Raw genomic sequence first — 11825 nt, 5'->3', positions numbered from 1 at the left:
ACCCATTCTCTACTCACAAGCGCCCTGCCTGTAACCCGCCCGGCTCCTGATCAGCCGCGCAACAGATGCGAGAAATCCGCGCCGTCCAGGGGCGGGAGGTCACCCAGGCCGGCCAGACCAAACTCCATTAAGAACCGTTCCGTGGTGCCGTACAGCAGCGGCTGTCCCACCGCGTCACTGCGTCCCACCACCTTGACCAGCTCACGCTCCTGAAGGGTGACCACGGTGCTGGCGCTCCCGCCGCGCATGGCCTCAATTTCAGCGCGGGTCACCGGCTGACGGTAGGCGATGACGGCCAGCACTTCCAGTGCAGCGCTGCTCAGGGCTGGCAGCGGCGGCGGGGCCAGCAGGGGCGACAGCTGAGCTGCAACTTCTCCCGGCACGACCAGTCGGTATCCGCCCGCTACCACCTCGACACGGAAACCCAGATCCGCTGCCGACAGCACGTCTGAAAAGGACTCCAACTCGCGCAGCATGGCTTCCTCTTCAAGCTGAAGGACGGTGGCCAGCTCCCGAACTGCGACGGGTCGCCCCGCTGCCAGCAGCGCTGCTCCAATCAACGCCTGGAGGGAAAGGCGAGGTGCAGTGTCGCTCACTGTTCCCGCTCTTCGTGCAGAACCAAAAGCTGCCGGAGAGTGACGGCAGATACGGCGCCCTCACGGACCACTTCACCAGCGGGCAGAAGAACCACTGTGCTTGCTATGCCGGCCGCGGGATGACCGCCGTCCGGCAGAACCAGGTCGCCCAGGCCGCTCGTGACAGCTTCCTCCCAGGTGCGGGCTGCAGGGAGACCACTGCGGTTACAGCTTGTGGTGGCCAGGGCGCCTCCACTCAGCTGCAGCAGTGCCAGGGCAACCGGATGGTCAGGCACCCGCAGTCCCACTTGGCCATGGGGGGCGAGATAGGCTGGACACTCAGGCCGTGCCGCCGTAACCAGCGTCAGGGGTCCGGGCCATAACGGAGCCAGGGCACTCAACGCAGGGCTCGGGACAGCGTAATGAAGCGCCTCGTCCACCCCCGCGCAGGACACCTGCACCGGTTTGTCTGCGGCGCGTCCCTTCAGGGCGTACAGCCGCTCGACAGCCTGCGGGTGCTGGGGATGCGCGGCCAGGCCCCACACGGTCTCCGAGGGATAGGCAACGACAGCTCCCCGCAGCAGGGCAGCGGCAGCGTTATGAACGGCAGTAAGCCAATCTGGTGGAGTGTTGGGTACCATAGAAATTACATCAAAGGTCATGGTTCATGAGGTTCCGGGCGGCGGGCAGTCAGGAGACTGCAAGTCCTTATGACTATACTCATCCTGTATGCCCGTCTTTGAATACCGCGCACGCGACCGCTCCGGCACTGTGCTGAAATCACAGATGGAGGCAGAGACGGCCGCTCAGGTCCGTGACATCTTGCGGTCCAAGAGCCTCATGATCCTCGAGATCAAGCCGCCCAAGAGCGGCCTGAACGCCGATATCAACATTCCCTTCCTGAATAACCGCCCGCCAGGACTCAAGCCGGTGGCTATTTTCAGCAAACAGCTTGCCACGCTGATCAACGCCGGAGTCCCGCTGGTGCAGTCACTGGCTATTCTGCAAAAGCAGATCGAGCATAAGGGCTTTCAGAAGGTTGTCAAGGACCTGCGCGGGGACGTCGAGTCGGGGATCCCGCTGAGCGAGGCCATCGCCAAGTACCCCAAAATCTTTGATCGCCTGTATGTCAACCTGATTCGTGCCGGTGAAACGAGTGGCACGCTTGACGCCATCCTCGAGCGGATTGCAAGCTTCCAGGAAAAGGATCTGGCCCTGCGCGGCAAGATCAAGAGTGCGATGACCTATCCGGTAATTGTGCTTATTTTTGCACTGGGCATCACCTACTTCCTGCTGACGACCATCGTGCCGCAGTTCGGGATGATTCTGGTTCAGCTCAACGCTCCACTGCCATTCATCACAAAAATGCTGATGGCCGTGTCGGACTTCCTGAAAAGTTCTACCTGGGTCATTGCCCTTGTCGTCACAGCACTCGTTTATGCCTACCGTGCCATTTACAAAACCCCCAAGGGCCGAATGCAGATCGACAAGATCAAACTCAGGATTCCTGTCTTCGGCAACCTGATCCAGAAAAGTGCCATCAGCTCATTTGCACGGACACTCGGCCTGCTGCTCAGCAGTGGGGTCAACATTATCGAGAGTCTGGAGATCACGAAGGGGACGGCAAACAATGCAGTGGTTGAGGAGACCCTGGACAATGCCAAGAACGTAGTGATGGTTGGTGAACAGATGAGTTCAAGTCTTGGGGCCAGCAAGGTCTTTCCGCCGATGGTGGTCAGCATGATTTCCATTGGTGAAGAAACCGGCTCCCTGGATTCGATGCTCGACAAGGTCGGAGACTTCTACGACCGCGAAGTCGACGAAGCCGTCGACGCCATGACTGCAGCTATCGAACCCCTGATGATCGTTTTCCTGGGGGTCATCATCGGCACAATCGTGGCTGGGATGTTCCTCCCCATGTTCAGCATTATTGGCGCCCTCAGCCAGTAAGGTTTTCCCCTGAAAAATCGCGGGTAAATTGAATATGACGCGCGGGTGGGAAATCACTTCCACTCGCGTTTATTATCCTTCTGGCGCGGCGTTAACGAAGAGCGATCTCCCCCGCCCCAGGTCAATCGGACAGCAGGACAGTCAGCTGCCGCTGCATGGCGTTCAACACTGGCTTGCTCCGCAGACAGTCCACCAGCGCCCGCGTGGCCTGGTGCTCACTGCCGCCCAGCGCGCGTTGCAGGTGCTCTGCAACAACCGGATGCAGACGACCGGATGTAAACAGCAGCCGGTCGAGCAGATCGGCGCCCCCCAGCCTGGTGCGCGTTGCGCCGTCAGCAGCTACAACGTGCAGCGCGATCTGCCCGAAAGCGTCCACCTCCAATTGGGTATGCAGAGGCCGCCCGGCCCGCCGGGAGACGTGCTCCACGGTCGGAACAAAGGCTCCGATCAGGTTACTGGCAAGGCTGTGGCCGATCAGCTGTATGCGGACCTGTTCGTCCAAAGAGGCGTGCAGGATCTGAGCCAGCCGCCTGGCCAGCCGGGCCCCTTCAGCCTGCAGAGCCGTTTCTGTGTCCGGAACGCCTGTCATACAGGACCGGCAAATAGAGAACGGTAGAAATGCATGGCGCATTGTGGCACCCGAACCTGGATTGGCGTGTAGTGAGAATGCGCTAAGCTCATCGGGTATGAACATCATTGGGAAAGTCACTGTCCTGCCCCAGCTGCCGGAGGAGATCGCGCGGCTCTCGGAGCTGGCCTACAACCTCTACTGGTCGTGGACCCCACGCGCTCAAGAGCTCTACCAGGCTTTGGACTACCCCACTTGGGAGCGCTTCCACCAGAACCCGGTCCGGACCCTGCTGGAGGTGCCGCGTGCGCGCCTGGACGAAGTCGCCGCGGACCCAGCGTACCTGGCACGCTACGCCGCTGTCATGGCTGATTTTGATGCCTATATGGGCAAGCGCGACACGTGGGCCACACAGAAGGCACCCGGGATGAACCCGGTCGCCTACTTCAGTATGGAATACGCGTTCCACGAGTCTCTGCCTATTTACAGCGGCGGCCTCGGTGTGCTTGCTGGTGACCATTGCAAGAGTGCATCCGACCTGGGCCTCCCGTTTACCGCCGTCGGCATGCTGTTCCACCAGGGATACTTCCGGCAGCTGTTCGACAAGGACGGCTGGCAGAACGAAGCCTACGACGAACTGGACCTGACTACCCTGCCTATCCGCCCGGCACTGACCCCAGCTGGTCACCAGGCACGCGTGAGTGTGCGCCTCGGGGCACGCACCGTGCAGGTACGCGTCTGGACCCTGCAGGTCGGCCGCATTCAGGTGCTGCTCCTCGACACCAACGTGCCCGAGAACAGCGAGGAAGACCGCAAGCTCACGGCCCGCCTGTACGGCGGTAACCAGGACCTGCGGGTCCAGCAATACGTCCTGCTGGGTGTCGCAGGCATCCGCGCCCTCAGGCTGCTGGGTATTGCTGCTGACGTGTATCACATGAACGAAGGCCACGCGGCGCTGCTGGGCCTCGAACGCATCCGTGAGGCAGTCGCCGGTGGCCTGGACTTCCGCACCGCGCTTGAGACCGTGGCAAGCAGCACCCTGTTTACTACCCATACCCCAGTGGCAGCCGGCAACGACGCCTTTACCTATGAGCTGATGGACAAATACATCGGCGATTGGCCCGCGCAGCTGGCCACCAGCCGGGACGACCTGTACGCCCTGGCCCGACACGACCAGTTCTGGGACAACCACTGGGTGCCGAGCTTCAGCATGACGGTCTTCGCGCTGAACCTGAGCCGGGCGGCCAACGGCGTCTCGGAGCTGCACGGCGAGGTCAGCCGCAGCATGTGGAACTTCCTGTACAGCGGCGCACAACCTGAGGAAGTTCCGATCGGCCACGTGACCAATGGTGCGCACAACCTGACCTTCACCAGTCAGGCCATGCGCGACCTGCTGTCTACCGTACTGCCGGCCGACTGGACCGAACGCCTGGAAGACGAGGCCATGTGGCAGGCGGTCGAAGGCCTGACGGACGAGCAGCTGCATGACGTGCAGCTCACCATGAAGCGCGAGATGATCGCCTTTGTGCGTTCCCGCATGCGGGAGCAGATGCTGCGCAACGGCGCCAGCGCCGCAGATGTGGCCGCTACCGAAACTGTGCTCAGCGAGAACGCTCTGACCATCGGCTTCGCGCGCCGCTTTGCAACCTACAAGCGCGCCACTCTGCTGTTCCGTGACAAAGCCCGGCTGAGCCGCATCGTCAATCACCCGGAGCATCCGGTGCAGTTTGTCTTTGCAGGTAAGGCCCACCCGGCCGACAACCCGGGCAAGGCCTTTATCCAGGAGATCTACAAGGTTTCTCAGGAGCCCGAGTTCCGCGGCAAGATCGTCATCCTGGAAAACTACGACATGAATGTCGCCCGCCACCTCGTGCAGGGTGTGGACATCTGGCTGAACAATCCGCGCCGTCCCCTGGAAGCCTCCGGCACCAGCGGCATGAAGGCCAGCTTCAACGGCTCACCCAACTTCAGCGTGCTTGACGGCTGGTGGCGGGAAGGCTTTGACGGCACCAACGGCTGGCCCATCGGCGAGGAGCGCGAGTATGCCGACCTGAGCGTGCAGGACGATGCGGACGCCTTCAGCCTGTACACCCACCTGGAAGAAGCCATCGTGCCGCGTTATTACGGCACCCTGCCTGGAGCCGAGTCGTGGGCCCACACGGTCCGCCGCGCGATCGAGACGGTCAGCCCACGCTTCTCCATGCAGCGGCAGGTCATCGACTACGTGCAGAAGTACTACCTGCCGGTGGCGCAACGCGGCGCTCAGCTGGCAGCGAACGGCAGTCAGCGCGCCCGCGAGATTGCCGGCTGGAAGAGCTGGGTACAGCAGCAGTGGCCCTATACGTCCATCACGGCACAGGCCGACTTCCCGGCCAGTGCCCAGCCTGGACAGGCCATTCCGGTGACGGCGCAGGTTCATCCCGCCGGGATCTCCCTGCAGGACCTGCGGGTCGAGGCGGTGCTTGACCGCGCCGGTCACCTGACCCACGTGCCTCTGCAGAGCCGTGGGGACGGCAGCTTCCATGCGGAGGTGCCCCTGCAGGACAGCGGCCTGTATTCAGTAGGCGTGCGCATGGTGCCTCAGATTGACGGTCTGAGCAACGAGCTGGAGGCCCGGCTGATCAAGTGGGCCTGAAGACAGGCCCAGGCTGATCATTCCCGCCCCCGTGACCTGCACAGGTCCGGGGGTTTTACGTATCCCAGGGGCATAATGCCGCCTGTGAACCGCGTGACCATCCCGCCTGTGCCGGCGCTGCTGATCTCCATGATCAGCATTCAGGCCGGTGCGGCGTTTGCCAAAACGCTCTTTCCGGTGCTGGGCGCAGCCGGCACCACAGCCATGCGGGTGGCACTGGCGGCCGCCCTACTGGTGGTCCTGTTGCGGCCCAGGCTCCGCGCATTGACCGCCGCCCAGTGGCGGGCCGTGGTGCCCTACGGGCTGGCCCTGGGCCTGATGAACCTGTGTTTCTATGCCTCCCTTGTTTACCTGCCGCTGGGGTTGGCCGTGACACTGGAGTTCGTGGGGCCACTGGTGTTGTCCCTGGCACTCTCACGCCGCGCTCTGGACTTCGTATGGGTGGCCCTGGCGGGCGTGGGAATCGCACTGATCATGCCGCACGGCGCGTCAGGAGGTGAGCCCCTGCACCTGGGAGGCGTCGCGCTGGCTCTGCTGGCTGGAGCACTGTGGGCGCTGTATATCGTGGCCGGTGGTGCGGTGGGCCGGCAGGTGCCCGGCACCACCGGCGTGGTGGCCGGCATGCTGGTGGCCGCGCTGGTCGCCCTGCCGTTCGGGCTGGTGCAGGCTGGAGCAGACCTGCTTTCCCCTGCCCTGCTGGCCGTCGGGCTGGGGGTGGCCATCATGTCCAGCGCCGTACCGTACACCATGGAAATGGTGGCCCTGAAGGCCATTCCCGCCCGTGTTTTTGGCGTGATGATGAGCCTGGAGCCGGCCCTGGCCGCCCTGAGCGGCCTGCTGTTCCTGGGCGAGCACCTGAACACCCTGCAGTGGGCAGCCATGGGGTGTGTCATCGCGGCCAGCGCCGGGATTCACCTCAGTGCGCCGCGCGTGGCCGAGCCGTCCACTCCGGCTGAGCTGATCACCTGAGCGGCAGAAGAAGGGCCACCCGGTGACCAGGGTGGCCCTTGCTGAGCTGCCTGTCTTACCGTTCGCCAGTGGCCTGCGACACGCTGACCTCGCCGCTGCGGCCACTGCTGCCTGCGCTGCCCGTCATCAGCAGGCCCAACTGGGTCTCGGTGGCGCTGGAGGCCTCCACCTCGCCCACCACGCGACCCTCGTACATCACGAGGATGCGGTCGGCGAGGTTCATAACTTCACCCAGGTCGGCGCTGACCAGCAGCACGGCCAGCCCCTGGTCCCGCGCTTCCACAATCCGCGCATGGATAAACTCGATCGCTCCGATGTCCACGCCACGGGTGGGCTGGCTGGCAACCAGAATTCTGGGCCCCTTGCGCATCTCGCGCGCCACAATCAGCTTCTGCGCGTTGCCCCCGCTGTACTTCCCGGCAGGAAGGCTGGCACTGCGCGGGCGCACGTCATACTTTTCCGACAGTTCACGGGCGTTCTTTTCGATCGCGTCCAGGTCAAGCATGCCGAACTTCCGGGCAAAGGGCGCGCGGTCGTGCTCACCCAGGATGTAGTTCTCGGCGGTGGTCATGTCCAGCACCAGGCCACGTTCATTGCGGTCCTCGGGGATGTGCGACAATCCGGCGGCCTCGACCTCGCGCACCCCACGCGCGGGGCGGCCCAGGTAGGTGATCTGCCCCGATGCCACGGCAGTCAGGCCGGTAATAGCTTCGACCAGTTCGCTCTGGCCGTTGCCTTCCACGCCGGCAATCCCGACGATCTCCCCCGCCCGCACCTGGAAACTCACGCCGTCCACCGCATTGCCGTGCTCTCCGGGAACAACCACGTTCTGCACGTCCAGCGCCACTTCGCCGGGCTGCGCAGGCTGCTTGTTCACCTTCAGGGTCACCTCGCGGCCCACCATCATCTGCGCCAGGGTTTCGGTGGTCGCGCCAGCTGCGGGAATCGTGCCGATCATCTTGCCGTCCCGGATCACGCTGATGGTGTCGCTGATGTGCAGCACCTCGTGCAACTTGTGCGAGATGAAGATCACCGCGTTGCCGCTCGCGGCGTACTGATTTTTCAGGAAGTCGAACAGCTCGTCGGTCTCGCTGGGCGTCAGCACGGCCGTGGGTTCGTCCAGAATCAGGATGCGTGCCCCGCGGTAAAGCGTCTTGAGAATCTCTACCTTCTGCTGGAGGCCCACCGGCAGGTCTCCGACCAGGGCGTCGGGCTTCAGGTCGAAGTTGAACTGCTTGATCAGCTCCGCCACACGCCGGCGCGCGGCCGCATAGTTGATGGACATACCGCTGGTGGGCTCGGCCCCCAGGATGACGTTCTCGGTCACGGTCAGGGTGTCGACCAGCATGAAGTGCTGAAAGACCATGCCGATTCCCCGCGCAATGGCGTCGGCAGGGTTGTCAAAGTGCACGACCTCGCCGTCCACGACGATCTCACCGCTGGTCGGCGGCTGGGCGCCATAGACGATTTTCATCAGGGTGCTTTTGCCTGCGCCGTTCTCGCCGCACAGGGCATGTACGCTGCCCCAGCGCACCGCCATGGAAATATTGTCATTGGCCAGGACCAGCGGAAAGCGTTTGGTAATACCACGCAGCTCCAGCGCGTGTTCTGAGCGATGCTGCACAGTCTGCAGCACGTCGGCAGGAAGTACCGTCATATCCTGAAGTGTAATCCTTCAGAATGATGACTATGGAGTCATTCTGGCTGGCAGTCACGACCCTGGGACGTGACGAGGTATTTATTGTGGCGCTCGCCCTGTACACCTGGCTGGTGCGGCCTCAGGGTGGCCGGGACCTTGGCGTGGCCTTCGCGCTGAGTTATCTGGTGAATTCCGGTCTCAAGTACGGTCTGGATCTTCCCCGTCCGTTCGTGGCTCAGCCTGAGCTGGCCTCAGAAGCGGCCAAAGCCACAGCGGGCGGACCGGGGCTTCCCAGTGGTCACGCCCAGATGGCCGCCACCCTGTGGGGTGGAATTGCCATCCAGGTCGGCCGGCGCGGAGTCTGGATCGCCGCAGTTGCCTTGATTGGCCTGATCGCAGTGTCGCGGCTGGCCCTGCAGGTTCATTACCCCAGTGACGTCATTGTGGGTCTGCTCCTGGGTGGCCTCTTTGCCCTGTCCGCACGTCATGGGTACTTCCCGCAGCACGACTGGACTCGCCTTGCCCTTCCACTTGTCCTGCTGGCCGTGGCGGCCCTGCTCCCCAGCAGCACACCACGTGAACTGGGAGCAGGACTCGGCATGCTGGCCGGATTCTGGTACGCCCGCCCCAGCTTTGTCCCTCCGCGTGAGTGGACCGGCCGTCTGGTGGTGGCGCTGCTTGGGCTGGTGATGGTGTTCGCCGTGTATTTCGGCCTTTCCGCCCTTCCTGAAGAGGTCCGTAACCTGGGGCTGGTGCGGGCGCTCCGCTACGCGCTGCTGGTCGTCGTGGCCGTGCAGGGCGTTCCCTTTGTGCTGCGCCGCTGGATGCCGCAGTCCGGCCCGCAGCTGAGCCCCATGCGAACGCCTGCCCAGGTCTGAGCTTCAGCGCACGCGTATCCCTTTTGTGACCGGCTGTTTGCGCAGCCAGGTCACGAATTTTTTGACCTCCGGGTGATTTCCCAGTGCGTCCAGGCTGTGATACTCGCCGGCCAGCTCAGCATTTGTAAAGGTGCGGTGCAGAAATTTATGACACGGGCTGCACAGCATGACGGTCGGAAGTTCTGTGACTGGGGTACCCCGGCGCCGTCCCTGCGAGCGGGGAATCAGATGGTGCTCGGTCAGCACCGGCACTGCCCGGCCACACAGACCACACAGCTCCGGCTGGCCCGGCGGGGGCGGCCAGGACGCAGGAGGCGCGCGGCGGGCCGCCATCAGCGTGACGCCCGACTTCGCAGCGCCTCGCTGTGGAAAAGCGGCCCAGCCATTAATTCAAAGCGCTGCCTCAGCATGTTGGCAACTCACCGCTCAGAGACGAGTGAGCTGGGGGTACTTGCGGATGGCCTCCTCCTCGCTGAGGAACTCGCCTTCCACATCCGGGCTCCAGATCACCTCGGCCCGGATCAGGTCACCGGGCGATACGCTGCTGATGGCCGCCAGCGCCGCTCGGGCTTCGGCGGCATTGGTGACTCCTGCCGGAGGGAGGTTACTCAGGGTGTGTGCGGCCACTGCGATGGTGACGGCCAGATACAGGTCGGTGCCGTCGGCCTGGAAGCTGTAATCGTCGCGGCGGACAAACCCGCTGTTGGGATCACGGTTCTGGTAGTTGCTGGTGGTCTGTTCCGTAAAGGCCGCCCGCGCTTCGGTGGCCCAGGTACCGACCTGGCTGTCTGCAGCGCTTGGATCGCCCTGAGCACGCTCGACATTGCCGTAGACCCAGCGCTCTGGATGGCGCAGGAGAACCAGCGCCGCCTCCTGCAACATGCGCGCCAGGCCGGCATTGGTGTCAGGGTCTCCGGACTGGGCCACGCGCTGCAGGGCGCGTTTGACCTCGTCACCTTCAGCCAGCAGCAATTGCACACTGACCGCCTGCGCCGTCCCGCTGATGCCGGCCAGCCCACGCGTTCCGCCACCAGCGTGGCTCATGCTGCGCCGCATGCCTCTTACCACTGAGAAGATCACGAATCCGAAAATCAGGAGAGGGACGATGCCCATGCCCCCCGCAAAGCCCATACCGCCGCCGTAGCCGCCACCGTTGATGATGATCGGGCCACGGTATCCCCCGCTGTAGCCGCCACCGCTGTAGCCTCCACCGCTATACCCACCGCCGGAATACCCGCCCCCACCGCTGTAGCCCCCACCTGAGGAACCGCCGGAGCCTCCTCCGGAGCTGCTGCCACCAAAACCGCCACCCGACTGTGCCAGGGCGCCGGGCGTCAGGCCGAGGCTGCCCACGCAAAGCAGGGCAGCGATCAGAAGCGTGCTCAGGGTCTTGCGGATTGCGGGCTGCATAGCGTGAGTCTACGGGGCGGCCATGACTCACGCTTCGGGAACACTGTTCAGAAATCTTTACGTGCGGGCCACAGGGGTACACTGCTCAGCGTGAACGCGCCTGAAAATCAGATCACCCTGAATGCCGACCAGTGGGAGAAACTTCTGGCTGGCCTGTACGAGCGCGATGACCGGCTCGAACTGCGCGAGGCCGGCCAGACCTACCCAAACCATGAAGCTGTGGATGCCTACGTGCTCAGTGGTCACGCCGAGGCCCTGCGCAGCGCCGACGTGGACGGCGACATCTGGGAAACACTGGAGGACCTGGACGAGACGGCTGCAGATGAGGAAGAGGCGTGGGCGAAAATCTGCGCTTTTTACCTGGAACGCGGCTGCGTGCTGGTGCGGGTCAGCGGTATGGAGGAGCCCGAAGAATGGATCCTGACCGCGGAGCTTGCCCGGCGGCTGGGCCTGATCTAAAGCTCCCGGGAGCCCGGAGAGAACAGCCTCATCAAGTGATGCTCTGCGCCCTGCGAGAATCACCTCAGACGGCGTGAAGTCGGGCATAACCCCCCCTCATCTGTTCATGAGAGCAGACCCGTAGGCTTCAGGAATGTCTGACCACTATGAATCCCATCACTTTCCTACCAAACGATTGCTGCTGCTGGGCGCCCTGATCGGTGCCGGGGCCTATTACCTGAGCCGCGAGCAGAACCGCAAGGCGCTGGACGCCAAGCTGGCCGAACTGGGACTCAAGGACGCCGCCACGGATATGGGGCAGAGCGTCGCCAAGGGCTGGGAAAAAACCGTGGACGCTGCCCAGAGCGCAGGTGCCGTGATTGCCGATAAGGCCGGTGAAGTGAAGGAGGCCGCCAGCGGTGGTCCCCAGGCGGCGCTGGACAAGGCCAAGGAAGTGGTCAGTGAGGTCAAGGGAGCTGTCAGTGGCGCGGCCAGTGAGGCCAAGGACGCTGCCAGCCAGGTAGCAACAGATGCCAAGGACAATGCCCAGAACGTAGGCGACAAGACCCGTGACGCTGCCCAGGATGCCAAAGCCAACGCTCAGGCAGCTGCCAAGGACGCCCAGACCACCCTGAAAGACGCTGCTCAGGATGCCCGCAGCGCCGCGCAGAAAGCCGCAGCTGAAGCCAACCAGGCAGCGAAGAAAACTGGCAATACTGCCCAGAATTCGGTGCGTGACGCCGAACGCAAAATGTAAGCCAGC

General features: G+C 63.5%; 12 protein-coding genes. 6 read left to right on the top strand and 6 right to left on the bottom strand.

Going from position 1 to position 11825, the window contains the following annotated elements; genetic code table 11:
• Positions 1-50: 50 nt before the first annotated feature.
• Both scpB and DEIDE_RS04965 read right to left on the bottom strand, forming a co-directional pair.
• Positions 51-596 (bottom strand): SMC-Scp complex subunit ScpB, encoded by a 546-nt coding sequence (gene scpB, locus DEIDE_RS04970; protein WP_012692857.1) that lies wholly within the window; start codon positions 594-596, stop codon positions 51-53.
• Entirely contained in the window at positions 593-1237 is a 645-nt protein-coding gene (locus DEIDE_RS04965) for an L-threonylcarbamoyladenylate synthase (protein WP_012692856.1), read from the bottom strand. Before DEIDE_RS04965 ends, scpB begins: the two co-directional genes overlap by 4 nt.
• A 67-nt stretch (positions 1238-1304) precedes the next feature.
• On the opposite strand from DEIDE_RS04965, the gene pilC reads away from it, so the two are divergent.
• A complete protein-coding gene (gene pilC / locus DEIDE_RS04960) occupies positions 1305-2525 on the top strand; it encodes a type IV pilus assembly protein PilC (RefSeq protein WP_012692855.1) in 1221 nt (406 codons plus the stop codon).
• Between the two features lie 121 nt (positions 2526-2646).
• On the opposite strand, the gene DEIDE_RS04955 is transcribed toward pilC, so the two are convergent.
• A complete protein-coding gene (locus tag DEIDE_RS04955) occupies positions 2647-3114 on the bottom strand; it encodes a hypothetical protein (RefSeq protein ID WP_012692854.1) in 468 nt (155 codons plus the stop codon).
• Between the two features lie 97 nt (positions 3115-3211).
• Here DEIDE_RS04955 and glgP point away from each other — a divergent pair, with 97 nt between their 5' ends.
• Together glgP and DEIDE_RS04945 are read left to right on the top strand one after the other, a co-directional pair.
• Positions 3212-5728: an alpha-glucan family phosphorylase gene (gene glgP, locus DEIDE_RS04950; RefSeq protein ID WP_012692853.1), complete on the top strand. Its 2517-nt coding sequence runs from the start codon at positions 3212-3214 to the stop codon at positions 5726-5728.
• 75 nt (positions 5729-5803) lie between these two features.
• Positions 5804-6697 carry an EamA family transporter gene (locus DEIDE_RS04945; protein ID WP_012692852.1) on the top strand — a complete coding sequence of 298 codons (894 nt, stop codon included), beginning with the start codon at positions 5804-5806 and terminating at the stop codon, positions 6695-6697.
• A gap of 55 nt (positions 6698-6752) precedes the next feature.
• On the opposite strand, the gene DEIDE_RS04940 is transcribed toward DEIDE_RS04945, so the two are convergent.
• The gene (locus DEIDE_RS04940; RefSeq protein WP_012692851.1) at positions 6753-8354 is read right to left on the bottom strand and encodes an ABC transporter ATP-binding protein; all 1602 of its coding nucleotides are present in this window, start codon (positions 8352-8354) and stop codon (positions 6753-6755) included.
• A 32-nt stretch (positions 8355-8386) separates the two neighbouring features.
• Here DEIDE_RS04940 and DEIDE_RS04935 point away from each other — a divergent pair, with 32 nt between their 5' ends.
• Positions 8387-9214, top strand: a complete 828-nt coding sequence (locus tag DEIDE_RS04935; RefSeq protein ID WP_162485401.1) for a phosphatase PAP2 family protein — start codon at positions 8387-8389, stop codon at positions 9212-9214.
• Between the two features lie 3 nt (positions 9215-9217).
• Here the strand turns inward: DEIDE_RS04935 and DEIDE_RS04930 are convergent, their stop codons facing one another.
• Positions 9218-9547, bottom strand: coding sequence for a hypothetical protein (locus DEIDE_RS04930; protein ID WP_012692849.1), 330 nt, complete (start codon positions 9545-9547; stop codon positions 9218-9220).
• A gap of 93 nt (positions 9548-9640) precedes the next feature.
• Entirely contained in the window at positions 9641-10624 is a 984-nt protein-coding gene (locus DEIDE_RS04925) for a DUF1517 domain-containing protein (protein WP_012692848.1), read from the bottom strand.
• A 90-nt stretch (positions 10625-10714) separates the two neighbouring features.
• Between DEIDE_RS04925 and DEIDE_RS04920 the strand changes: the two genes are divergently transcribed.
• Both DEIDE_RS04920 and DEIDE_RS17955 read left to right on the top strand, forming a co-directional pair.
• Positions 10715-11083 (top strand): hypothetical protein, encoded by a 369-nt coding sequence (locus DEIDE_RS04920; protein WP_012692847.1) that lies wholly within the window; start codon positions 10715-10717, stop codon positions 11081-11083.
• A 133-nt stretch (positions 11084-11216) separates the two neighbouring features.
• Positions 11217-11819, top strand: a complete 603-nt coding sequence (locus DEIDE_RS17955; RefSeq protein ID WP_012692846.1) for a hypothetical protein — start codon at positions 11217-11219, stop codon at positions 11817-11819.
• The last annotated feature ends 6 nt before the right edge of the window (positions 11820-11825 follow it).

This window comes from Deinococcus deserti VCD115 (assembly GCF_000020685.1).
Taxonomy (GTDB): Bacteria; Deinococcota; Deinococci; order Deinococcales; family Deinococcaceae; genus Deinococcus; species Deinococcus deserti.
This window is presented reverse-complemented; position numbering and strand designations above follow the sequence as displayed.